Annotated in this window: 21 protein-coding genes and 1 pseudogene; 14 read left to right on the top strand and 8 right to left on the bottom strand. The window is 71.6% G+C overall.

Going from position 1 to position 22309, the window contains the following annotated elements:
• The first annotated feature begins 68 nt into the window (after positions 1-68).
• Positions 69-1355 carry a choice-of-anchor A family protein gene (locus KK483_RS15230; protein WP_262005774.1) on the top strand — a complete coding sequence of 429 codons (1287 nt, stop codon included), beginning with the start codon at positions 69-71 and terminating at the stop codon, positions 1353-1355.
• 357 nt (positions 1356-1712) lie between these two features.
• Here KK483_RS15230 and KK483_RS15225 read toward each other — a convergent pair.
• Positions 1713-1954: pseudogene (locus tag KK483_RS15225) on the bottom strand (DUF6879 family protein); the annotation flags it as partial.
• A 22-nt stretch (positions 1955-1976) separates the two neighbouring features.
• Entirely contained in the window at positions 1977-2381 is a 405-nt protein-coding gene (locus tag KK483_RS15220) for an ATP-binding protein (RefSeq protein ID WP_262005773.1), read from the bottom strand.
• A gap of 162 nt (positions 2382-2543) precedes the next feature.
• Between KK483_RS15220 and KK483_RS15215 the strand changes: the two genes are divergently transcribed.
• From KK483_RS15215 to KK483_RS15205, 3 genes are read left to right on the top strand one after another with little or no spacing between them, the layout of a single operon-like run.
• On the top strand, positions 2544-3086 hold the full coding sequence (locus tag KK483_RS15215; RefSeq protein ID WP_262005772.1) for a GntR family transcriptional regulator: 543 nt from the start codon (positions 2544-2546) through the stop codon (positions 3084-3086).
• Positions 3083-3874 carry a GntR family transcriptional regulator gene (locus tag KK483_RS15210; protein WP_262005771.1) on the top strand — a complete coding sequence of 264 codons (792 nt, stop codon included), beginning with the start codon at positions 3083-3085 and terminating at the stop codon, positions 3872-3874. Before KK483_RS15215 ends, KK483_RS15210 begins: the two co-directional genes overlap by 4 nt.
• Before the next feature lie 29 nt (positions 3875-3903).
• Positions 3904-4563 carry an HAD family phosphatase gene (locus KK483_RS15205; protein ID WP_262005770.1) on the top strand — a complete coding sequence of 220 codons (660 nt, stop codon included), beginning with the start codon at positions 3904-3906 and terminating at the stop codon, positions 4561-4563.
• Here the strand turns inward: KK483_RS15205 and KK483_RS15200 are convergent.
• Together KK483_RS15200 and KK483_RS15195 are read right to left on the bottom strand one after the other, a co-directional pair.
• Positions 4560-5999: a HAMP domain-containing sensor histidine kinase gene (locus tag KK483_RS15200; protein WP_262005769.1), complete on the bottom strand. Its 1440-nt coding sequence runs from the start codon at positions 5997-5999 to the stop codon at positions 4560-4562. The genes KK483_RS15205 and KK483_RS15200 overlap by 4 nt on opposite strands.
• 10 nt (positions 6000-6009) lie before the next feature.
• Positions 6010-6684, bottom strand: a complete 675-nt coding sequence (locus tag KK483_RS15195) for a response regulator transcription factor (RefSeq protein ID WP_262005768.1) — start codon at positions 6682-6684, stop codon at positions 6010-6012.
• 104 nt (positions 6685-6788) lie between these two features.
• Here KK483_RS15195 and KK483_RS15190 point away from each other — a divergent pair, with 104 nt between their 5' ends.
• The 10 genes from KK483_RS15190 (at position 6789) to KK483_RS15145 (ending at position 18647) form a co-directional block, all read left to right on the top strand.
• The gene (locus KK483_RS15190) at positions 6789-7331 is read left to right on the top strand and encodes a PepSY domain-containing protein (protein WP_262005767.1); all 543 of its coding nucleotides are present in this window, start codon (positions 6789-6791) and stop codon (positions 7329-7331) included.
• 434 nt (positions 7332-7765) lie between these two features.
• Entirely contained in the window at positions 7766-8686 is a 921-nt protein-coding gene (locus KK483_RS15185) for a DMT family transporter (protein WP_399016070.1), read from the top strand.
• An 89-nt stretch (positions 8687-8775) separates the two neighbouring features.
• The gene (locus KK483_RS15180; RefSeq protein ID WP_262005765.1) at positions 8776-9564 is read left to right on the top strand and encodes a TIGR03084 family metal-binding protein; all 789 of its coding nucleotides are present in this window, start codon (positions 8776-8778) and stop codon (positions 9562-9564) included.
• 60 nt (positions 9565-9624) lie between these two features.
• The gene (locus KK483_RS15175; protein ID WP_262009512.1) at positions 9625-11268 is read left to right on the top strand and encodes an acyclic terpene utilization AtuA family protein; all 1644 of its coding nucleotides are present in this window, start codon (positions 9625-9627) and stop codon (positions 11266-11268) included.
• Positions 11269-11335: 67 nt separating this feature from the next.
• Positions 11336-12937 (top strand): acyl-CoA carboxylase subunit beta, encoded by a 1602-nt coding sequence (locus tag KK483_RS15170; RefSeq protein WP_262005764.1) that lies wholly within the window; start codon positions 11336-11338, stop codon positions 12935-12937.
• 11 nt (positions 12938-12948) lie between these two features.
• The gene (locus KK483_RS15165) at positions 12949-14847 is read left to right on the top strand and encodes a biotin carboxylase N-terminal domain-containing protein (protein ID WP_262009510.1); all 1899 of its coding nucleotides are present in this window, start codon (positions 12949-12951) and stop codon (positions 14845-14847) included.
• Positions 14844-15974 carry an acyl-CoA dehydrogenase family protein gene (locus tag KK483_RS15160; RefSeq protein ID WP_262005763.1) on the top strand — a complete coding sequence of 377 codons (1131 nt, stop codon included), beginning with the start codon at positions 14844-14846 and terminating at the stop codon, positions 15972-15974. Before KK483_RS15165 ends, KK483_RS15160 begins: the two co-directional genes overlap by 4 nt.
• An 80-nt stretch (positions 15975-16054) precedes the next feature.
• Entirely contained in the window at positions 16055-17236 is a 1182-nt protein-coding gene (locus tag KK483_RS15155; RefSeq protein ID WP_262005762.1) for a transposase, read from the top strand.
• Between the two features lie 101 nt (positions 17237-17337).
• Positions 17338-18072, top strand: a complete 735-nt coding sequence (locus tag KK483_RS15150; RefSeq protein ID WP_262005761.1) for an enoyl-CoA hydratase family protein — start codon at positions 17338-17340, stop codon at positions 18070-18072.
• The gene (locus tag KK483_RS15145; RefSeq protein WP_262005760.1) at positions 18060-18647 is read left to right on the top strand and encodes a TetR/AcrR family transcriptional regulator; all 588 of its coding nucleotides are present in this window, start codon (positions 18060-18062) and stop codon (positions 18645-18647) included. Before KK483_RS15150 ends, KK483_RS15145 begins: the two co-directional genes overlap by 13 nt.
• A gap of 11 nt (positions 18648-18658) precedes the next feature.
• On the opposite strand, the gene KK483_RS15140 is transcribed toward KK483_RS15145, so the two are convergent.
• The 4 genes from KK483_RS15140 to KK483_RS15125 all read right to left on the bottom strand — a co-directional run bounded on the left by KK483_RS15140 (position 18659) and on the right by KK483_RS15125 (position 22269).
• Positions 18659-19189 carry an ATP-binding protein gene (locus KK483_RS15140; protein ID WP_262005759.1) on the bottom strand — a complete coding sequence of 177 codons (531 nt, stop codon included), beginning with the start codon at positions 19187-19189 and terminating at the stop codon, positions 18659-18661.
• Positions 19190-19309: 120 nt separating this feature from the next.
• Complete coding sequence (locus KK483_RS15135; RefSeq protein WP_262005758.1) at positions 19310-20047, bottom strand: methyltransferase domain-containing protein; 738 nt, start codon at positions 20045-20047, stop codon at positions 19310-19312.
• Positions 20048-20107: 60 nt separating this feature from the next.
• Positions 20108-21502: a hypothetical protein gene (locus KK483_RS15130; protein ID WP_262005757.1), complete on the bottom strand. Its 1395-nt coding sequence runs from the start codon at positions 21500-21502 to the stop codon at positions 20108-20110.
• Positions 21503-21504: 2 nt separating this feature from the next.
• On the bottom strand, positions 21505-22269 hold the full coding sequence (locus KK483_RS15125) for a hypothetical protein (protein WP_262005756.1): 765 nt from the start codon (positions 22267-22269) through the stop codon (positions 21505-21507).
• Positions 22270-22309 lie beyond the last annotated feature (40 nt).

Below are 22309 nucleotides of genomic sequence, written 5' to 3'. Positions count from 1 at the left end.
CCCTCCCCGGAAGCCCCTTCCGGCGCTTGACCACACCTCCGTCGCGTCTCCCTGACCTGGAGTTCCGTATGCGCACGCCTGCTGTCGCCGCCGTCCTCGCGGTGACCGGCTCACTCGCCGTCGCCTGGGCCCCCGCCGCCTCCGCGACGTCCCCCTGCCAGACCGGTCCCCTCGGAGTGGCCGGGAACTACGCCGAGTTCGTCGAACAGGACTCGACGCGCTACTCCGACTCCGAGGGCGCCGTCGCCGTCGGTGGCGACGCGCGCTTCGGCGACGCGGCCACCGGCCAGGGCTTCTCCGTCGGCGGCAAGCTCACCGGGGACGACCTGACGCGGCTCCCCGGCTCCCACAGCCTCGTCGTCGGCGGCACCCTCCACGCCAACCAGGTCGTCATCGGCCAGGGCTCCGGCGTCTACGGCAAGCTCGACGGCTCCTCCGCCGCTGGCGGCAGCTTCGCCGTCGACGGCAAGCACACGCAGGGCGCCTCGCCGGTGGACTTCGGCAAGGAGTTCGCCACGCTGCGCGCACTGTCCGCGGGCTGGGGCGCCACCGCGCCCAACGGCACCGTCGGCCGCCCCGAGGGCTCCCGCTCGCTGCTGCTGACCGGCGAGGACGGCACGCTGAACGTCTTCGCCGTCAACGCCGCCGATCTCCAGCAGGCCGCCGAGATCAACATCAAGGTGCCCGCCGGCTCCTCCACGCTCGTCAACGTGCTCGGCACGTCGTACGACATGAACTCCGCGCCCACGTACGGAGTGAACCTCTGGGACACCCAGGCGGGCAGCTTCGTCCAGGACGACTACGCCGCCGGTAGCCCGGCCTTCAAGGACGCGCGCACCAAGCTGCTGTGGAACTTCCCGCAGGCCGCGTCCGTCGTGAAGAACTACACCTCCTGGCCCGGCACGATCCTCGCGCCCAACGCCACCGTCGAGCTCGGCCGCAAGGGCCCGGCCGGCGAGATCGGCCCCGGCCACGTCAACGGCTCCGTCGTCGCCAGGGAGCTCGTCTCCGTCCCCGGCGCGGAGACCCACCAGATGGGCTTCACCGGCTGCCTGCCCATGGCCGCCGAGGCGCCCGCCCTGTCGGCTCCGGCGACCCCCTCGATCCCGCCGGCCGAGTCACCGAAGCCCACCCCGACCCAGGTCCCCGAGCAGCCCAAGCCGGAGCCCACGGCCTCCGAGCCCGCTCCCGGCCCCTCGGCCCACGGCGCCGGCGGCTCCGGTGACGAGGACCTCGCCGTCACCGGCGGCGAGGTCGGCCCCGGCACCGTCGGCATCGCCGCCGCGGTACTCCTGACCGGCGGCGCCCTGGTCGCGTACTCCGTCCACCGCCGCCGGGCCCGCGCCTCCTCCTGACGGCCGGACCGCCCGCCCGTTGACGCCCGACCGCCCGACCGCCGACCGTGCGCCGGGCCCGCGCAGAAGCGCGGGCCCGGCGCACGGTCAGTACCGGGCCGGGCGCACCCGCCCCGCCTCGTGGGCGAAGCCGTCCGCACGGGCCCGGCTCGACTAGGACGCGGCTCACGTGGGCTTCACCGTCTGTTCCGCCACGACGAGCCGTACCGCGATCTCCGCCTTGGACACCCCCTGCGCGATCAGCGGCGGTCTGGAGCATCGTGGGGATCACGGCCTCCTCCGACGCGTGGATGGCCCTGGACCGGTCGCCTCCAGTTCTGGCTGTCCTGCTGGCCGCTGTCCCTCGGCCAGCAGGACCTGGCGGATCTTCACGCACCACTCGCTGTCGAGGTCGCATGGGTCGTGCCGGTCGCCAGGAACTCCGCGTATGCAGCGTCCCCCTGGTCCGAGGCGTGCCCGCGCCGGGTCTCCAGGTGCCAGGCCGAGTGCTCGAACGTCTCGAAGAGCCGGCCGAACTCGTCCAAGTTGATGATCTCGGGCACGCGTTCCATCTCTTCGGGGCCGTGGTTGACGAGGAGTTCACGCGGTACGGACGCGGCCCACGTCACCGTGGTGCGGCGGTCAGGGCTCCTCGTTCCGAGACGGTGCGACCTTGAAGTCCAGCCAGACGGTCTTGCCGACGACATGCTCTGTCACGCCGAAATCGTCGGCCAGCTGCGTCACCAGGCGTAATCCGCGTCCGGTGCATGCATCGGCGCCGGGGTCGCGTGCCTCGGGTCTGCCGCCTCCGCTGTCCCGTACGCCGACGCGGAGCACCGGGCCGTCGATCGAAAGTCCGACGCAGAACTCGCGTCCAGGCGGGACACCGTGCACCAAAGCGTTCGTGGCGAGTTCGGACACGCAGAGCCGTACGTCGTCGGACCGGTCTGTGAGTCCCCATTGAGCAAGGACGTCGAGGGCGAAGGTGCGGGCCTCGCCTACGGATCGGGCGGATCTCGGGAATCGTCGTTGCTGTGAGAGGGGCACAGTGAAGCACCGCCTTGAGTGAGCAGGTTGATCGAATGCGAGGACCGTACTGCTATTCGCGAAAGGTGGCAAGGTTGGGCCAGGAGTGGGGACTTAGAGTGAGTCGCCTACGGTACGAAGCAGCGCACAGACGGAAGTTCGCGGGCCGTTTTGGAGGACACCATGAGCAGCAGCGACTGGGTCAGCACCTCGCTGCCCTACCTCACGCCGCGCCCGCAGGGGCGGGGCGATGCCTGGAGCGACGAGGCTGCTGCCCAGGGGCGCAAGGGGACCCAGCGCATCACCCATGCCGGGGAAGTGCCCGCTCCGCCGGCCGTGGCGGAACTGCTCGGGGTGTCCGGGGGTGAGCTGGTGGTCGTGCGTCGCCGTGTGATCGAACTCGATGGCGAGCCATGCGAGTTGACTGACACGTTCTATCCCGTGCGAATCGCCCGTGGCACCCGGCTGGCCGGTACGGCCAAGATCCGCGGTGGAGCGGTCACGTTGCTCGCCGAACTGGGTCATGTCGGAGTACGCGTACGGGAGGACGTGACGGCCCGGGCACCCAGCGCCGGAGAGTGCGAAACCCTCCGCATCGACCCGGACGAGCCCGTACTCCGGCTGAGCCGGCTCACCCTGGACGCCGAGGACCGTCCGATCCAGTTGGATCTCATGACCATGCCCGCCCATCGCCAGCGCCTCCGCTACGAGATCAGGATCGGATGACCGTGCCCCGCACCGACACCGGCGCGTTCGACCGCCGCCCCCTGCATGAACGGATCGCCGCCGATCTGCGGGACGAGATCATGTGCGGCGACCTGGCGCCGGGTGCCAGCCTTCCCTCGACCGCACAGCTCAAGGGGCGCTTCGACGCGTCCAGCGCCACTGTGCAGAAGGCACTCCAGTTGCTCAAGGACGAACGGCTGGTCGTCGGGCGCGCGGGGGCGGCTGTCACCGTGCGCGAGCATCGGCAGCGGACCATGCGCCCGGCCGCGTACATGGCACCCGCGCACGCGGGGGAGCCGTACCGATGGCTCACGGAGGAAGGGCGGAACGGCGTACGGGCGCGCAGCACACTGCTGGAAGTGGCCGAGGTGGTCCCGCCTGCCGACGTGTCGGCAGCCCTGGGTCTCCCAGAGGGGGCAACCGCCTTGCTGCGGCGTCAGCTCCTCACCCTCGATGACGAGCCGGCCGAGCTGGTCGCGTCGTACTACCCGACGGACATCGCCCACGGCACCCCCATCGCGCAGCGCCGCAAGATTCAAGGCGGAACGCCCGCGCTGCTGGCCGAGCTCGGGTTTCCGCCGCGCGTGAGTGTGGATCACGTATCGGCGCGCGTGCCCACCCAGGATCAGTGCGTGGCCCTCGTCCTTCCAGGGAACCTGCCTGTGCTGCGCACGCTTCGGGTCGTCCGCAGCGACGGCGATCGCCCGATCGAGGCCACCGTGATGGTGAAGGCGGGGCATCTCTATGAACTGCGCTACGAGTTCACGCCGGATCGAACCGCGGGGTGAACCGCGGGGCGGTCCGTAAGCTGCCGCTCATGACATCGCCCCCTGTGGAACTGGTCATCTTCGACTGCGACGGCGTCCTCGTCGACAGCGAGCGGATATGCGTCAAGGTCGACGCCGTGATCACCGGCGAGCTCGGGTGCGGCTTCACCGAGGCCGAGATCGTGGAGCTCTTCGTGGGGTCGTCGACCGAGGTCTATACGGCGGCCGTCGAGGAACGCCTCGGGCGGCGCCTCGAGAAGGGCTGGCAGCGGCAGTACGAGCATCTGTACGAGGAGGCCCTGGCCGCCGGACTGACCGCCGTCGACGGCGTCGCGGAGGCGCTGGACGCCCTCACCGCGCCGTTCTGCGTGGCCTCGAACGGCGATCACGACGCCATCCGGAACAGCCTGCAACTCACCGCGCTGACCGAGCGCTTCGAGGGCCGCGTCTTCAGCGCCGCCGACGTGTCCCGGGGCAAGCCCGCCCCGGATCTCTTCCTGCACGCCGCCCGCTCCATGGGGGTGGACCCGGACCGGTGTGCCGTGGTCGAGGACAGTGCGTACGGTGTGCAGGCCGCCCGTGCCGCCGGGATGCGGGCCTTCGGGTACTGCGGCGGGCTGACTCCGGCGGGCCGGCTGGAGGGGCCGGGCACGGTGGTGTTCGACGACATGCGCCGGCTGCCGGCGCTGCTGGGGGCCGTGCGGGCCTAGGCAGGGCGTTCGCCAGGACCCTGCGCAGGCGCAGGCAGCCGCAGTGCGAAGAGCGCGCCGTTCGGGTCGGCGGTGTGGACCGTCACGGTGCCGCCGTGGCGGACGGCGATGTCGCGGGCGAGGGCGAGGCCCAGGCCGGCGCCGCCGTCGTCGCGGCTGCGGGCCTCGTCGAGGCGTACGAAGGGCTGGAAGATCCGCTCGCGCTCGGACTCCGGTACGCCGTCGCCGTCGTCGGCCACCTCGACGACGGCCCGGGTGCCGTTCCCGCGTACCGAGACCGTCACCGCCGTGCGGGTGTGGCGCTGTGCGTTGTCGACGAGGTTGCCGACCACCCGTGCCAGGTGTCCGCGGGAGCCGAGCACCTCGACGCCGTCCTCGATGTGGGCGTGGACGGGGTGGCGGTCGCCCGTGCGCCGTGAGAGTTCCGTACGGACCAGGGCGCTGAGGTCGACGGGGGTGACGCGGAGCCGCTCGCCCGCCTCCAGCCGGGCCAGGAGCAGCAGATCGGCGGCGAGCTGCTGCAGCCGGACGGTGTCCGCGACCGCCCCCTCGATGTCGAGGAGGTGCGGGTGGGCGGCGCCGACCTCGAGCTGGGTGCGCAGGGAGGCGATGGGGCTGCGCAGTTCGTGCGAGGCGTCGGCCACGAAGCGCCGCTGGCGCAGGACGGACTGTTCCAGCGCGGCCAGTGTGTCGTTGGTCGTCCGGGCGAGCCGTGCGACCTCGTCGTGGGAGTCGGGCTGGGGGACGCGTCTGCTCAGGTCCTGGGAGGCGGTGATCGCGGCCATTTCGGCGCGGATCGCCTCGACGGGGCGCAGGGCGCGGCGGGTGACCCGCCAGGTGGACCCCGCGACCACGGCGAGCAGGACCGGAAGTCCGGTGAGCATGGCGGCGCCCGCGGCGTGCAGCGCGTCCTCGCCCGCGTCGAGGGGTGCGCCCGCGTAGACGAGGACGGTCTCGTCGCGCGGGTCGGTGGCCTCGATCCTGGCGAAGCGGTACGGGTGCGTCTCGCCGTCGACCGTGGCGCTGCCCGCGCCGTGCCACACGTCCTTGCCGACCTGGCCGGCGCGCGGGTCGTCGGCATCGCTGTCGTCGTCCCTGTCCGACGGCGGAGGCGGCACGGGGGTGACGCCGGGGACGCCCGTACCGCTGATCCGCGTCAGACCGGGGGTCGCCGCGAGCAGCCGGCCGTCCCGGTCCACGACCTGCACCGGGTTGTCCTCGCCGTCCGGCAGGCGCAGTTCGCCGTACGGGGCCCCTGCCGCGATCTGGACGGCGACCTGGCGTGCGGCCTCGTCGGCGAGGCGGTCGGCCTCGCCGGTGAGGTTCGAGCGCAGCACCAGCAGTACGGCGATCCCGGCCGCGACCAGCGCCGCGGTGACGACGGCGGTGGCGGCGATGGTGGTCCTGGCCCGTACGGAGGCCAGTTTGCGCTTCATGTTTCGTGCTTCATGGTTCGCGCCTCGGTTCGACCAGCCGGTATCCGGTGCCGCGTACGGTCTGGATGTACGCCGCGCCGAGCTTGCGGCGCAGGGCACTGATGTAGACCTCGACGATGTTGGGATCGCCGTCGTAGGCGCTGTCCCAGATGTGGTCGAGGATGTCGCGCTTGCTGAGGGCCGTGCCGGGCTGCTGCGCCAGATCCTCCAGTACGGCGAACTCCCTGGCCGTGAGCACGACTTCGGTGCCGTCCCGGTGGACCCGTCGGGCCGCGGTGTCCACCGTCAGGCCGCCGACGGTGAGGACGGACGGGGGCTCGGTGCGGCCGTGCCGGCGCAGCAGCGCCTTGATCCGGGCGTTGAGCACGACGTACGAGAACGGTTTGGTGAGGTAGTCGTCGGCGCCGGTGTCCAGGCCCTCGGCCTCGTCGTACTCCCCGTCCATGGCCGTGAGCATCAGGATCGGTACGTCGTCGCCTGCGCCGCGCAGGGTGCGGCACACCCGGAAGCCGTCCATGCCGGGGAGCATGACGTCGAGGACGATCAGGTCGTAGCCGCCGGCGGCCGCCTTGCCCAGGCCGTCCAGGCCGTCGTGCACCACGTCCACGTCGTAGCCCTCGGCGGTCAGTCCCGCGGCCAGGGACTGGGCGAGCCGCTTCTCATCCTCCACGATCAGCAGGCGCATGAACGAATTATCTCAAAAGGGAATCTTCAGGATGCCTTCAGGTTCGCTCCCGCACAGTGAATCCCGTCGAAACCACCCGTACGACAGCACAAGGGAGAAACACCATGAAGCGCACTTTCGTCATCGGGACCGTCGCCGCCGCCGCCCTCGTCGGCGGGATCGGCTACGCCTCCGCGGCCCCCGCCCCCGTGGCCGCGCCGAATGGTGTCACCGCCGCCGAGGCCGCGGCGGCCGCGCTGAAGAAGGTTCCCGGCGTCGTGGACTCCGTCGACCGCGCCGACCACTCCCGCGGCTGGGAGGTCGACGTCCTCGGCAAGGACAACCGCTGGTACGACATCGTCGTCCGCCCCGACGGCACGGTCCGCCACGTCGCCCTCGACCGGGACGGCGACAACGGCGACCGCGGGGCCCTGCGCAGCGCCAAGACCACCGCCGGGCAGGCCGCGGCGGCCGCGCTCAAGGCGGTACCCGGCAAGGTCACCTCCATCGACTTCAGCGAGGACGACGGCCGCTACCGCTGGGACGTCGAGGTCCGCGACGCCGCGGGCCGCGAGCACGACCTCGTCGTCGACGCGAGGACGCACCCGGCGGCGGACGCCCGGCCCGTGGTGGCCGTCGCCGATGTCGACGACCACTACGACGACTGATTCGCTGATCCGCGGAGCAGTCGCACCACCCGCAGCACACAGGAGACCGGCGGACGACCGCCGGTCTCCTGCGCTTTGCTCGTGCGTACGGGTCGCGGACGGGGTCGGCCCTGCTCGCTCGGCCCCGCTCGCTCGGCTCGCGCGCCGGCACGGCCGGCGCCCCCGCCGCCGGGTGCGGCGCCGTCCAGCGCCAAGGGAGGTGGACCGGCACCGTGGGCGCGCACCGGCCGTAGCGTGAACTGGGGAGCAAGGGCGACCGAGGCGTGGGCCGAGGTGTGGGCCCGAGTGGACCGAGGTGCAACGGGTCCAGTATTTTGGACTCGAAGTTTAATCGGGTGGACGAGAGGCTGAGGGTGGAAACCGTGAGCGGGTCCCGTGGTGCGAGTGCGCACGCGAGTGCCGGCGCCGAGCAGGCGGCCGCCTCCGTCGTCGCCCTGCCCGAAGCCGCAGGCGCGCTGCCCGACGCGGTGGGCGCACCCGACGGCGGTGGGCGCGCACGGCGCGGGGGGCACCCGCTCGGGCCCGTCGCGCTCGTCGTCGCGGGCGGACTCTCGGTGCAGTTCGGCGCCGCTGTCGCGGTGCTGCTGATGCCCCGCGCGGGCGCGCTCGGTGTCGTCACACTGCGGCTCGTGCTCGCCGCCCTCGTGCTGCTGCTGGTCTGCCGGCCGCGGCTGCGCGGCCACTCGCGCGCCGACTGGGGCACCGTCCTCGCCTTCGGCGCCGCCATGAGCGGTATGAACATGCTCTTCTACCAGGCCGCGGACCGTATCCCGCTGGGCGCCGCCGTCACCCTGGAGGTGCTCGGACCGCTCGCGCTCTCCGTCATCGTGTCGCGGCGGCTGATCAATGTGCTGTGGGCCGGACTCGCGCTCGGCGGCGTCGTGCTGCTGAGCGGCGGCGGCTTCGACCGGCTCGACCCCGTGGGCGCCGCCTTCGCGCTCGGCGCGGGCGCGATGTGGGCCACGTACATCGTCTTCAGCGCCCGCACCGGGCGCCGCTTCCCGCAGGCCGACGGGCTCGCCCTCGCCATGGCGGTCGGCGCGCTGCTCAGCCTGCCGTTCGGCATCGTCGAGGCGGGGGACAAGCTGCTCGTGCCGTCCACGATCGGACTCGGCCTCGCGGTCGCGCTGATGTCGTCCGTCCTGCCGTACACGCTGGAGCTGCTCGCCCTGCGCCGGCTGCCGGCCCCGACCTTCGCGGTCCTGATGAGTCTGGAGCCCGCGATAGCGGCCACGGCGGGATTCCTCATCCTGCACCAGGCGCTCTCCGCCGCCGACGCGGCCGCGATCGCGCTCGTCGTCGCGGCCAGCATGGGTGCCGTGAGGACCCAGGCGGCGGGAGTATCGGGAAAGTAGAGCGGGAAAGCAAAGCAAGCACGCTTGCTTGTTTCTGTGCGCACTGCCATGCTCCGGGACACCACGCCGTGTCCCGAGGGGAGCGCACCGTGTCCGACCCCGCCGTCGTACTCGACGACTTGCGTGCGGAGAGCGAGGAACTCGACGGCCTCGTCGCCGGGTTGAACGCCGGGCGGTGGGCGGTCGCGACGCCCGCGCTCGGCTGGACCGTCGCCCACCAGATCGCCCACCTCGCCTGGACCGACGAGGTCGCGCTGCTCGCCGTCACCGACGCCGCGGCGTTCGCGAAGGAGACGGAGCGGGCCCTCGCCGCGCCCGGCTCCTTCGTCGACCGGGCCGCCGACGCCGGCGCGGAGCAGCCGCCCCGCGAGCTGCTCGCCCGCTGGCGCGTCGGCCGCGACCGGCTCCAGGACGCCCTGCGCACCGCGCCCGCCGGAGCCCGGTTCCCCTGGTACGGGCCGCCGATGGGCGCCACGTCGATGGCCACCGCACGGCTCATGGAGACCTGGGCGCACGGCCAGGACGTGGCCGACGCGCTCGGCGCCGTACGCGAACCGACCGCACGGCTGCGGCACATCGCCCACATCGGGGTGCGCGCCCGCGACTACGCCTACTTCGTGCGCGGCATCGAGGCGCCGAAGGAGGAGTTCCGGGTGGAGCTCACCGGGCCTGCCGGGGAGAGCTGGACGTACGGGCCCGAGGACGCCGCCCAGAGGATCACCGGGCCCGCACTGGACTTCTGCCTGCTGGTCACCCAGCGCGCGCACCGCGACGACCTCGCCGTGCGGGCCGAGGGCGCGGAAGCCGACCGGTGGCTGGACATCGCGCAGTCCTTCGCGGGACCGGCGGGTGCGGGCCGCCCGCCCAAGGGGGCGTGACGCGTGCGGCCCCTGCGCATCGGCAACGCCTCCGGCTTCTACGGCGACCGCTTCGACGCGATGCGCGAGATGCTCACCGGCGGCCCGCTGGACGTCCTCACCGGTGACTACCTCGCCGAGCTGACCATGCTCATCCTCGGCCGCGACCGGGCGAAGGACCCGCGCCTCGGCTACGCCAAGACGTTCCTGCGGCAGCTGGAGGAGTGCCTCGGGCTCGCGCACGAGCGCGGGGTGCGGATCGTCGCCAACGCGGGCGGGCTCAACCCCGCCGGGCTGGCCGACGCCGTACGCACGCTCGCCGACCGGGCCGGCGTGCCCGTACGGGTCGCACACGTCGAGGGCGACGACCTCACCGCCCGCTTCCCGGGCGCGCTCGCCGCCAACGCCTACCTCGGCGGCGGCGGGATCGCGGCCTGCCTGCACGCCGGAGCGGACGTCGTCGTCACCGGCCGGGTCACGGACGCGGCCCTCGTCACCGGCCCCGCGCAGTGGCACTTCGGCTGGCGGCCGCAGGAGTACGACAAGCTCGCGGGCGCGATGATCGCCGGGCACGTGCTGGAGTGCGGCACACAGGCCACGGGCGGGAACTACGCCTTCTCCACCGGTCCCGGGCACGACACGGCCCGCCTTCGGCGCCCCGGCTTCCCGGTCGCCGAGCTGCACGCCGACGGCTCGTCCGTCATCACCAAGCACGACGGCACCGGCGGGTTCGTCGACGTCGGCACGGTCACCGCACAACTGCTCTACGAGACGGCCGGCGCCCGCTACGCCGGCCCCGACACCACCGCCCGCCTCGACTCCGTGCGGCCGGCGCAGGACGGGCCGGACCGCGTCCGCATCCCGGCCGTGCGCGGCGAGGCCCCGCCCCCCACGCTCAAGACCGGGCTCAGCAGGCTGGGCGGCTGGCGCAACGAGGTCGTGTTCGTGCTGACCGGGCTCGACGTGGAGGCGAAGGCGCAGCTGGTACGGGGACAGGTGGAGGACGCCTTCGTACGGGCCGAGTCCCGCCCCCAGGACGTCCGCTGGGAGCTCGCCCGCACCGACCGGCCGGACGCCGGCACGCAGGAGACGGCGAGCGCGCTGCTGCGCCTGGTCGTGCGGGACCCGGACGCGCAGGCCGTGGGCCGGGTCGTCAGCGGCGCGGCGATCGAGCTCGCGCTCGGCAGCTACCCCGGCTTCCATGTCACGGCGCCGCCCGGGAAGGGCGCGCCGTACGGGGTCTTCGAGGCGGCGTACGTCGACGCGGCGTCGGTGCAGCACATCGCCGTACTGCCGGACGGATCACGGACCACCGTCCCTGCGGCGGTGGCCACCCGGCCGCTGGAGCCGGTCCCCGAGCCGGCCCTGCCCGAGCCGTACCCGTCGGGCGGGCCGGTGCGGCGCGCACCGCTCGGCCTGGTCGCGGGCGCCCGCAGCGGCGACAAGGGCGGGGACGTGAACGTCGGCGTATGGGTGCGGACGGAGGAGGCGTGGCGGTGGCTCGCACACGAGCTGACCGTGGACCGCTTCCGCGAACTCCTGCCCGAGACCGCGGAACTGGGCGTCGTACGGCACGTCCTGCCCAACCTGCGGGCGCTGAACTTCGTGGTCCAGGGGCTGCTGGGGGAGGGCGTGGCGGCGCAGGCGCGCTTCGACGCGCAGGGGAAGGGGGTGGGGGAGTGGCTGCGGGCACGCCACGTGGATGTGCCGGAAGGGCTGCTGTGAAGGCTCCCGCCGGCCTTCTCCCCGCCCGGCACCCGGTTCCTTCGGGCTTCAAGGAAGAGGTGACCCCATGACCGTCATCGCCAGCACGCTCGACACCGCGTCCGGCGACTACGCCGCCCGCCGCACCGCCATGCTCGCCAAGCTCGACGCCCTCCACGCCGAGCACGCCAAGGCGCTCGCGGGCGGCGGAGAGAAGTACACCGCCCGGCACCGCAAGCGCGGCAAACTCCTCGCCCGCGAGCGGATCGAGCTGCTCCTCGATCCCGACACGCCGTTCCTTGAGCTGTCGCCGCTCGCGGCCTGGGGGAGCGACTACCCCGTGGGCGCGTCGATCGTCACCGGCATCGGCGTTGTCGAGGGCGTCGAGTGCCTGATCACCGCGAACGACCCGACCGTACGCGGTGGAGCGAGCAACCCCTGGACCCTGAAGAAGGCGCTGCGGGCCAACGAGATCGCGTTCGCCAACCGCCTCCCCGTCATCAGCCTCGTCGAGTCCGGCGGCGCGGATCTGCCGTCCCAGAAGGAGATCTTCATCCCGGGCGGGGCGCTCTTCCGCGATCTGACCCGGCTCTCCGCGGCCGGGATCCCCACCGTCGCCGTCGTCTTCGGCAATTCGACGGCCGGCGGTGCGTACGTGCCCGGCATGTCCGACCACACCGTCATGATCAAGGAGCGGTCGAAGGTTTTCCTCGGCGGACCGCCGCTCGTCAGGATGGCGACCGGCGAGGAGAGCGACGACGAGTCGCTCGGCGGCGCCGAGATGCACGCCCGTACGTCCGGGCTCGCCGACCACTACGCCGCCGACGAGCCCGACGCGATCCGCCACGCCCGCCGGATCGTCGCCCGGCTCAACCACCGCAAGGCGCACCCGGATCCGCTCGTCCCCGCGACCGGGCCGAAGTACGCCGAGGAGGAGCTCCTCGGCATCGTTCCCGAGGACCTCAAGACACCCTTCGACCCGCGCGAGGTCATCGCCCGGATCGTCGACGGCTCGGACTTCGACGAGTTCAAGCCCCTGTACGGGACGAGCCTGGTCACCGGCTGGGCGCGGCTGCACGGCCGGCCCCTCGGCGTCCTGGCCAACGCCCAGGGCGTCCTCTTCTCCGCGGAGTCGCAGAAGGCCGCCCAGTTCATCCAGCTCGCCAACCAGCGTGCGATCCCGCTCCTCTTCCTCCACAACACCACCGGCTACATGGTCGGCAAGGAGTACGAGCAGGGCGGCATCATCAAGCACGGCGCGATGATGATCAACGCGGTGGCGAACTCCAAGGTCCCGCATCTGTCCGTCCTCATGGGCGCGTCCTACGGCGCCGGGCACTACGGCATGTGCGGACGGGCCTACGACCCGCGCTTCCTCTTCGCCTGGCCCAGCGCCAAGTCGGCCGTGATGGGCCCGCAGCAGCTCGCCGGCGTCCTGTCGATCGTCGCCCGCGCCTCGGCCGCGGCGAAGGGACAGCCCTACGACGACAAGGCCGACGCCGGCCTGCGCGCGATGGTGGAGCAGCAGATCGAGACGGAGTCGCTGCCGATGTTCCTGTCCGGGCGGCTCTACGACGACGGCGTCATCGACCCGCGGGACACGCGCACCGTCCTCGGGCTGTGCCTGTCCGCCATCCACACGGCCCCGGTCGAAGGCGCCCGCGGCGGCTTCGGCGTCTTCAGGATGTGAGGGACCCCATGATGATCCAGTCCGTGCTGGTCGCCAACCGGGGCGAGATCGCCTGCCGGATCTTCCGCACCTGCCGTGACCTGGGCATCGCGACGGTCGCGGTGCACTCGGACGCCGACGCGGGCGCGCTGCACGTACGCGAGGCGGACACGGCCGTACGCCTGCCCGGGGCCGCGCCCGCGGACACGTACCTGCGCGGCGACCTGATCGTGAAGGCGGCGCTCGCGGCGGGGGCGGACGCCGTGCACCCCGGCTACGGATTCCTCTCCGAGAACGCGGACTTCGCGCGCGCGGTCGCCGGTGCGGGGCTCGTCTGGATCGGGCCGCCGCCGGAGGCCATCGAGGCGATGGCATCCAAGACCCGGGCCAAGGAGCTCATGGGCATCGCGCCCCTCGCCGTGGACGGCATCGACGCCGACGACCTCCCGGTCCTGGTCAAGGCGGCGGCGGGCGGCGGCGGGCGCGGCATGCGCGTCGTACGCGAACTCGCCGGGCTGGACGGTGCGTTGGCGGCCGCGCGGGCCGAGGCGCTGAGCGCCTTCGGCGACGGGGAGGTCTTCGTCGAGCCGTACGTGGAGGGCGGGCGCCATGTGGAGGTGCAGATCCTCGCCGACGCGCACGGGACCGTCTGGACGCTCGGCACCCGCGACTGCTCCCTCCAGCGCCGCCACCAGAAGGTCATCGAGGAGTCCCCGGCGCCCGGCCTCGGCCCCGAGCTCGCCGGCACCCTGCGCGACCTGGCGGTGCGCGCGGCCCGCGCGACGCGGTACCGCGGCGCGGGCACGGTGGAGTTCCTGGTCGCCGACGGCAGGGCCCACTTCCTGGAGATGAACACCCGCCTCCAGGTCGAACACCCCGTCACCGAGGCCGTCTTCGGCCTCGACCTGGTCGCCCTCCAGATCCGGCTCGCGGAGGGGGAGGCCCTGGACGGCGAACCCCCCTCCCCGGCCGGCCACGCGGTCGAGGCCCGCCTCTACGCAGAGGACCCGTCCCGCGACTGGGCCCCGCAGACCGGCACCCTGCACCGGCTGTCGGTGCCCGAGGCACCCGGCCTGCGCCTGGACACCGGATACGGCGACGGCGACACGATCGGCGTCCACTACGACCCGATGCTGGCCAAGGCGGTCGCCTGGGCACCCACCCGCGCCGAGGCGCTGCGCAAGCTGGCCGGCGCCCTTGAGCGGGCCCGCGTCCACGGCCCGGCCACCAACCGTGAGCTGCTCGTACGGTCCCTGCGCCACCCCGAGTTCGCCGCCGCCCGCATGGACACCGGCTTCTACGCCCGCCACCTGCCGGAGCTGACGGGCGCGGCCCCGGAGCCGTACGCGCCACTGGTCGCCGCGCTCGCCGACGCCCACGGGCGCTCCCGCTTCGGCGGCTGGCGCAATCTGCACTCGCAGCCGCAGACCAAGCGCTACCGCACCGACGCCGACGGCGCCGAGCACGAGGTCCGCTACCGCCACACCCGGGACGGCCTCGCCGCCGAAGGCGTCGTGGTCGTGCACGCCCGCGCGGATCTCGTCGTCCTCGAAGTCGACGGCGTGCAGCGCAAGTTCGACGTCGCCGTGTACGGCGACCGGGTGTACGTCGGCAACACCGCCCTGACCGCGCTGCCCCGCTTCCCCGACCCCGCCGACCGGCACGAGCCCGGTTCACTGCTCGCGCCCATGCCCGGCACCGTCGTACGCGTCGCCGAGGGCCTCGCCCCCGGCGCCGCCGTCACCGCAGGACAGCCGCTCGTCTGGCTGGAGGCGATGAAGATGGAGCACCGCATCTGCGCTCCCGCCCCCGGCACGCTCACCGCGCTCCACGCCGCCCCCGGCCACCAGGTCGAGGTCGGTGCCCTTCTCGCCGTCGTACAAGCCGCGGCGGCACCGGCCGCCGCCGTACCGGAGGAGCACACCCCATGAACTTCGAGAGCGAAGAACACACCGCCCTGCGCGCCGCCGTCTCCGCCCTCGGGCAGCGCCACGGCCGCGGCCACGACCGGGAGGAGCTGTGGGCCGAGGCCGCCAAGCTGGGCTATCTCGGCGTCAACCTGCCCGAGGCGTACGGCGGCGGAGGCGGCGGCATGGCCGAGCTCTCCCTCGTTCTGGAGGAGCTCGGCGCGGCCGGCTGCCCGCTGCTCATGATGGTCGTCTCACCCGCCATCTGCGGCACCGTCATCGCCCGCTTCGGCACGGACGAGCAGAAGCGCCGCTGGCTCCCCGGTCTCGCCGACGGCAGTGTCACCATGGCCTTCGGCATCACCGAGCCCGACGCCGGCTCCAACTCCCACCGCATCACGACCACCGCCCGCCGCGCCGACGACGGGGGCTGGATCCTCACCGGCCGCAAGGTCTTCATCTCCGGCGTCGACATCGCCGAGGCGACGCTCATCGTCGGCCGCACGGAGGACGCGCGTACGGGCAGCCTCAAGCCCTGCCTGTTCATCGTCCCGCGAGACACCCCCGGCTTCACACGCTCCCAGATCGACATGGAACTGCACGCCCACGAGAAGCAGTTCGAGCTCGTGCTCGACGACGTCGCCCTCCCCGCCGACGCGCTCGTCGGTGACGAGGACGCCGGGCTGCTCCAGCTCTTCGCCGGGCTCAACCCCGAGCGGATCATGACCGCCGCCTTCGCCATCGGCATGGGCCGCTACGCCCTCGCCCGCGCCGTCGACTACGCGCGGACCCGCCAGGTCTGGAAGGCCCCCATCGGCGCGCACCAGGCCATCGCCCACCCCCTCGCCCAGGCGCACATCGAGCTCGAACTCGCCCGCCTGATGATGCAGAAGGCCGCCGCGCTCTACGACGCGGGCGACGACATCGCCGCAGGCGAGGCCGCGAACATGGCCAAGTACGCGGCGGCCGAAGCCTGCGTCAGAGCCGTCGACCAGGCCGTCCACACCCTCGGCGGCAACGGCCTCACCCGCGAGTACGGTCTCGCCGCGCTCGTCACCGCCGCCCGCGTCGCCAGGATCGCCCCGGTCAGCCGGGAGATGATCCTCAACTACGTATCCCATCAGTCCCTGGGTCTCCCCAAGTCGTACTGACAGGATCGAAGCGCGCCTGGGGTGCCGCGAACTTCCGTAACAGGTTGATGACTTACCGGCTACACGATAGTTTGTGAGGCATGAGGACCGGGCATGTAAAGCGGGCTTTCAAGTACCGCTTTCACCCGACGGATGCACAGGCGGTCGAGCTGCTGCGTACGTTCGGTTGTGTGCGGAAGGTCTATAACCTGGCGCTGGAGGCCCGCACTGTGGCGTGGTTCCAACGGCAGGAGCGGGTGAACTACAACGCCACCTCCGCGATGCTCACGGAATGGAAGAAGACACCGGAACTGGCGTTCCTCTCCGAGGTTTCGTCGGTGCCGTTGCAGCAGGCATTGCGGCACCTGCAAGGGGCGTTCTCCAGTTTCTTCGAGGGCCGTGCGAAGTACCCCCGCTACAAGTCGAAGAAGAGGACCCGGCGCTCGGCGGAGTACACCCGCTCCGCGTTCAAGCACCTGGACGGGAAGCTCACGCTGGCCAAGATGGCGGAGCCGCTGGAGATCGTGTGGTCCCGGCCTCTGCCTGAGGGGGTCGAGCCAACCACGGTCACCGTGTCGCAGGACAGCGCTGGGCGTTGGTTCGTCTCGATGCTATGCGAGGACGAGTCTGTGAAACCGCTTCCGGCCGCTGGTCAGACGGTAGGGATCGACGTGGGTGTGACCTCGCTCGTGACTCTCTCCACTGGGGAGAAGGTCGCCAACCCCCGGCATGAACGCCGGGACCGGGCCCGACTTGCCCGCGCACAGCGGAAACTGTCCCGCAAGGAGAAGGGATCGGCAAACGGGGAGAAGGCACGGCGCAAGGTCGCCCGTGTCCACGCGCGGATCGCTGACCGCCGCCGCGATTTCCTGCACAAGCTGACCACTCGGCTCGTTCGTGAGAACCAAACGATCGTGATCGAGGACCTGACCGTTCGGAACATGCTGAAGAACGGCAGTCTGGCCCGCGCCATCTCGGACGCGAGCTGGACCGAGTTGCGCTCCATGCTGGAGTACAAGTGCGCCTGGTACGGGCGGACACTGGTGGCCATCGACCACTGGTTCCCTTCCTCCAAGCTGTGCTCCGCGTGCGGCACCATCCGGGACAGCCTCCCGCTGAACGTTCGCGAGTGGACGTGCGACTGCGGAGCAGTCCACGACCGCGACGTGAACGCAGCAAAGAACATTCTGGCCGCCGGGCTGGCGGTGACAGTCTGTGGAGACGGTGTAAGACCTCAACGGAGCACTCCTGAGAGGCAGTCGTCAGCGAAGCAGAAAACCTAACCCGTGAGGGAAGGGCTCCACCCCCTTGGAGGAGTGGTGGGTGCCAACAAGTACAAGGGCTTCCTCCGCCGCGAACTACGCGACTGCGAAAGGGAGAACGCGTGAGCCTGATCGGCACGGCGTCCGAGCGGGGCGTCACCACCCTGACGCTGGACTCGCCGGCGAACCGCAACGCCCTCTCGGCGCGGCTCGTCGGCGAGCTGGCCGACGCGCTGACCACCTGCACGAAGGACCCGGCCGTACGGGCCGTGGTCCTGACCCACACCGGAGGCACCTTCAGCGCGGGCGCCGACCTGAAGGAGCCGCCGAACCCGTACACGTTCGTCGCACTGCTGCGGCAGATCGTCGAGCTGCCCAAGCCGGTGGTGGCCCGGATCGCGGGCCGGGTGCGGGCCGGAGGCATCGGGCTCGTCGGCGCCTGCGACATCGCCGCCGCGTCGGCGGACTCGGACTTCGCCTTCACGGAGGTGCGGATCGGGGTCGCCCCCGCCGTCATCTCACTGCCGCTGCTGCCCCGCCTGGAGCCGCGCGCGGCGGCCCGCTACTACCTGGGCGGAGAGCGCTTCGACGCGGCGGAGGCGGCCCGCATCGGACTTCTGACCACCGTCGCGGACGATGTGGACACGGCGCTCGCGCCCGTGCTCGACGGCCTGCGCAGGGCCTCCCCGGTGGCCCTGGACGCGACGAAACAGCTGCTCACGGCTAGGGTGCGGGAGACCTTCGACCGCGACGCGGAGGATCTCGTACAGCGCTCGGCGTCGCTCTTCGCCTCGGCGGAGGCGCGCGAGGGGATGACCGCCTTCCTCGAACGACGGGATCCTGCATGGCTGTTGTGACCGCCCCGAAGCAGGACCGCAGCCGGGCCACCCGGCAGCGGCTCCTGGAGGCCGCGGTGGCCTGCCTCGCCGAACACGGCTGGGCGGGCTCGACCGTCTCGGTGGTCGCCGAGCGGGCCGGGGTCTCACGGGGCGCGGCACAGCACCACTTCCCGACCAGGGAGGACCTCTTCACGGCCGCCGTCGAATACGTCGCGGAAGAACGCTCCTCCGCCCTGCGCGCCCTGCCGGTGCAGAGCCGCGCGGCCGTGGTCGAAGCCCTGGTCGACCTCTACACCGGCCCGCTCTTCCGCGCCGCGCTGCACCTGTGGGTCGCGGCGTCCAACGCCCCCCACGCGGATCAGCTGCGCGCCCGGGTCACCGAACTGGAAACCCGCGTCGGCCGCGAGACCCACCGGATAGCCGTCGAACTGCTCGGCGCGGACGAGTCCATGCCGGGGGTGCGGGAGACCGTCCAGGGCCTGCTCGACATGGCCCGGGGCCTCGGGCTGGCGAACCTGCTGACGGACGACGGGATGCGGCGCGGGCGGGTGGTGGCGCTGTGGGGGCGGCTGCTGGACGAAGCGCTGGGCTGAATGAGACCGAGCTAGAGCTCGCGCAGACCCGTCAGAACACGCCTGATGATCACACGGACTGACTGGGGATGGCCAGCGCCTGACTCGCCGACCGCGGCGCTGGGATGAGCGAGAACCTCCGCCCAGACGACCTTTCCTGCTCGGCGTCCCGGCTGGTAGTAGCCCCAGCGACTCGCCATCGCCTGGACGAGGATGAGTCCACGGCCCCCGGTGGCGCTGGCATCGTCGGTGCGGGCTAACGGCGGTCGGGGGTCCGGATCGCTAACCGCGAGCACGATGCCGCCGTCGGTGGGCCAGAGGCTGAGAACGATCGTGCCGGGGCGGGCGGATTCAACGGCGGCTGTTTCAGATGTCTCAGTCAATTTGGTGTGCTGGATGGCGTTGGTGGTCAATCCCGATACGAGGAGTCGGGCGACTTCGATGGCCTCGGCAGAGAAGCGCCAACGCCTGAGGACGTTGACGGTATGGCGCCGAGCCCAGGCGACGGCGCTGGGTGTGGCGACGAGCGTCAGTTCGCTGATCGACTGTGGGATCTGGTTCATGCGGGTGGCTACCTCGGCGGCGTGGCCGGGCGGATGCGTGGCGCCCTGGCGTAAGTGGAGGCCCGTGAGTCCGGAGGAGTTGGGGACGAGGCGTTCCTGACTCGCGGGTTGCTTGTGCGGCTACTTCGTGGCGACGACGTAGACGCTGCCCCAGCGGCGCTTCGGGTTGGCGATGGTGGGGTCGAACGTACAGGGCTCGACAGTGTTGAAGCCGGCCTCGGTGAAGAGCTGGTCGAGCTTCTCGTGGTCATAGGCCCACAGGTGCGGGGTGTACGTCGGGTCGTCGTCCTGGTCGCGGAAGACGAGGTTGACGAGGTCGAGCCGCGTGTTGATGTCACCACGACAGTCGCGCTTGGTGTACCAGCGCTCGATTGTCTCGTCGGACGAGTCCAGGGGGCCGGGGTAGTGACTCAGGGCGAAAGCGGCGTCAGGGACGCCGGTGATGATCCGGCCGCCCGGTACGAGGACGCGATGGGCCTCGTGGACGAAGTGCTTGGCTGAGCGCGGGTAGTCGATGTGCTCCAGGAAGTGCTCGGAGAAGATCTGGTTCGCGCTGTCGCTCTGGAGGGGGACGCCCTCGCGGATGTCCCAGAGCAGGTCGGCAGGCGGGACGAGGTCGATGTTGAAGAATCCGTCGATGCGGTGGGCGCCGCCGCCGATCTGGATCTTGGTGGGTTTGCCGTTGATCCGGCCGTTGGGCCATGAGCGTCGGCTGGTGCGGTGGCTGCGCTGGAGTTCGATCTCCCTGGCCGCGGCCCTGAGGGTGCGGGCCAGGCCGTGGGTGATGGCCGGGTCGGCCAGGACGGAGGCGATCTGCTTGCCGAGGATGTCGACGGAGGGCATGCCGGAGGAACTCATCACGAATCTCCTGCGTGTGAGGTTGCTCGGGGGTGGGGTGGGCCGCGGCGGCGGCGGTAATCAGGCGACGCTGGGCGCGGGGGCGATCCACTGGTTGTTGCGCATCAGGGTGTACTTGATGTCCACCAGACGCGGGGCGATGGTCAGCGTGAGTTCTTCGGCCGGGTGGAGGTGGTCGGCATCGTCCTGCTCAGCGCGCCATACGCGGTAGTCGAGGTTGGGGTAGGCCGGGTTGATGCCGATCTCGCCCTTGGGCATCGTGCCGTTGAACGGGGCGACGATGTCCATGTGGTTCCAGTAGTTCCAGGCTTGCAGTGCCTTGTGCTGGTCGAAGTAGAAGTAGAAGTCGGGGTAGCGGCCGAAGGTGCGCAGTTCCCGGTGGATCAGGTGGCCGAGGAGCGGTCCGAGCTGGGCGGCCAGGGAGTCGAACTCCCAGTGCGTGTGGTGCCAGGCTTCGGGGGCGTCGCCGTGCGCGAAGAGGCGGGCGGCGACAAGGTAGCTGATCCGCTCGACCAGGTAGGCGCTCGCGTGGATGGTGTCGATGGTCGGGTCGACTCGGCGCATAAGCGCGGCCAACTGCTTCGGGCGGGGGCGGAACCTCGCGAGGTCGAACTTGCCGGCCATGGCGGGGAAGGAGGCGAAGAGCATCTCCTTGTACAGCCAGTTGTTCAATTCGCCGAGCTCGGCCAGGCGCCGGGTGTGGTGGGAGCTCGAGTGGAGCATCAGGTACTCGGCAACCACCTCGAAGTACAGGTAGCCGAGGATCGGCAGGCGAGGGATCGTCTCGTCGAGCAGCTTCAGGAACGGCTCGGCGTCGACCTGGGTGCGCTGGTAGGCGACAGCGGCAGCGGTGGCGAGGAACGCGGCCGAGTTCTTGACCCGGCTGACGACGGTCTCGCGCAGCTGGTGCCGCTCGTTCTTGCTCAGCAGGTATTCGAGGTGGCTGTAGATCTTCAGGTGGATGAGGCCGAGCCGCAGGTAGTCCACGCCGGCAAGCCCACGGTACGCCTGCGGTGGAGTGTGGATCTCGAAGATCAGCGGCGTGGGAACGCGATCGGTGACCCCGAGATTGGCCAGGAAGGCCGGTGCTTCCTTGGTCAGGACGTAGGAGCCCAGGTTGTGCATGCGGAAGCCCTGGTTGGTCGCGGTGAGCGGCGCGCAGTAGATGCTCCCGACGAGGCAGCCGCCCGACGGGTAGAGCACTCCCTGCCGGCTGATTTCCTCCAGGGCGTGGGTGACGTGCAACAGGTGCAGCTTGCCGCTGCCGCTCAGGGCCTCGAAGAGGGCGTTCTCCCGCAGGAGGTGACCGTTCGGGGTCTCCTCGGAGAGCCGTTTGTCCCAGCCCGCGACCTGGGCCGCGAGGGGGTCGGTGTGGTCGGCAGGACCGGGGATGAGAGCGGAGTCGAAGAACGCGTGGGCGTCGGCCCACAGATGGTAGGCGTCGATGAAGTCCATGGTCAGAGGAGGCCCTTCTCGGCGAGCGCGTAGCGAACGGCCGCGGTGCCGCTGGCCCCGCCGAGGTAGGCCCGCTCGGAGACCAGGACCAGGTCGAAGGCGAGGCCGCGCAACTGGTCGAAGGCGGGTTCGCGGACGTACTGGGCGTCCGGCCACCACTTCAGTTTCGGCAGGCGGTAGCGGTCCAGGGCGTCGGCCGCCTTGACCACGTCGGTTATGCGCTGGGCCCGGGCGTGGTCGGACTTGTCGGCGCCGGTGAACGCCTCGTACGGGATGTCGTGCAGTCGGACGGCCGTGGCCGCCTGCACGATGCGCCGCGGTGCGGCGGTGAGGCCGAAGTGGCCCCAGACGGCGTCGGCGTTCGCGGCGAGCCAGACGGCTGCGCGGGCACCGTGCCCGCGGTCGTCCTTGTCGTGGCGACGCTGGCAGTCGTGTATGGCGGCGGCGAGGATCACTGTGGCGGTGTCGGCGTCGTCGAGGCCGTTTGCCTCGGCGAGGACGGCGGCTAGTGCCGCCGTCCTCATGGCGTGCCGGACGCCGTGGAGTGACGTGTACAGGCGGGGGTCGGCCCACCACCGGGTGGACAGCCCGCTGTGTGCGAGGAGCTCCTTCGAGTGCGGGCGCAAGGGCGGCGTCGGCGTCGGCGGGAGGTCGGGCCGGTTGTCGCTGACCCATGCGATGGTGGCGTGGTCCATGTGCTGGTGGAGCGGGAGCTGCCCTCGGGCAGCCAGGTCGAAAAGACTTGCGGTCAATGGGGTCGTGCTCATTTCGTGCCCACCCCCTCGGTGGTCTCCGCGGTGATGTTTG

It is taken from the genome of Streptomyces sp. FIT100, from assembly GCF_024584805.1.
Taxonomy (GTDB): domain Bacteria; phylum Actinomycetota; class Actinomycetes; order Streptomycetales; family Streptomycetaceae; genus Streptomyces.
Note: the sequence above shows the minus strand (reverse complement) of the source record. Positions and strands in the feature narration are given on the sequence as shown.

Excerpts from the sequence above, each read along its gene's own strand:
- KK483_RS15175 (WP_262009512.1), top strand. The coding sequence starts at position 9,625 with ATGCGCGAGATGCTCACCGGCGGCCCGCTGGACGTCCTCACCGGTGAC.
- KK483_RS15135 (WP_262005758.1), bottom strand. The coding sequence starts at position 20,047 with ATGAGTTCCTCCGGCATGCCCTCCGTCGACATCCTCGGCAAGCAGATC.
- KK483_RS15140 (WP_262005759.1), bottom strand. The coding sequence starts at position 19,189 with ATGAACCAGATCCCACAGTCGATCAGCGAACTGACGCTCGTCGCCACA.
- KK483_RS15165 (WP_262009510.1), top strand. The coding sequence starts at position 12,949 with ATGATCCAGTCCGTGCTGGTCGCCAACCGGGGCGAGATCGCCTGCCGG.
- KK483_RS15160 (WP_262005763.1), top strand. The coding sequence starts at position 14,844 with ATGAACTTCGAGAGCGAAGAACACACCGCCCTGCGCGCCGCCGTCTCC.
- KK483_RS15210 (WP_262005771.1), top strand. The coding sequence starts at position 3,083 with ATGACCGTGCCCCGCACCGACACCGGCGCGTTCGACCGCCGCCCCCTG.
- KK483_RS15155 (WP_262005762.1), top strand. The coding sequence starts at position 16,055 with ATGAGGACCGGGCATGTAAAGCGGGCTTTCAAGTACCGCTTTCACCCG.
- KK483_RS15215 (WP_262005772.1), top strand. The coding sequence starts at position 2,544 with ATGAGCAGCAGCGACTGGGTCAGCACCTCGCTGCCCTACCTCACGCCG.
- KK483_RS15190 (WP_262005767.1), top strand. The coding sequence starts at position 6,789 with ATGAAGCGCACTTTCGTCATCGGGACCGTCGCCGCCGCCGCCCTCGTC.
- KK483_RS15200 (WP_262005769.1), bottom strand. The coding sequence starts at position 5,999 with ATGAAGCGCAAACTGGCCTCCGTACGGGCCAGGACCACCATCGCCGCC.
- KK483_RS15230 (WP_262005774.1), top strand. The coding sequence starts at position 69 with ATGCGCACGCCTGCTGTCGCCGCCGTCCTCGCGGTGACCGGCTCACTC.
- KK483_RS15145 (WP_262005760.1), top strand. The coding sequence starts at position 18,060 with ATGGCTGTTGTGACCGCCCCGAAGCAGGACCGCAGCCGGGCCACCCGG.
- KK483_RS15205 (WP_262005770.1), top strand. The coding sequence starts at position 3,904 with ATGACATCGCCCCCTGTGGAACTGGTCATCTTCGACTGCGACGGCGTC.
- KK483_RS15125 (WP_262005756.1), bottom strand. The coding sequence starts at position 22,269 with ATGAGCACGACCCCATTGACCGCAAGTCTTTTCGACCTGGCTGCCCGA.
- KK483_RS15195 (WP_262005768.1), bottom strand. The coding sequence starts at position 6,684 with ATGCGCCTGCTGATCGTGGAGGATGAGAAGCGGCTCGCCCAGTCCCTG.
- KK483_RS15130 (WP_262005757.1), bottom strand. The coding sequence starts at position 21,502 with ATGGACTTCATCGACGCCTACCATCTGTGGGCCGACGCCCACGCGTTC.
- KK483_RS15170 (WP_262005764.1), top strand. The coding sequence starts at position 11,336 with ATGACCGTCATCGCCAGCACGCTCGACACCGCGTCCGGCGACTACGCC.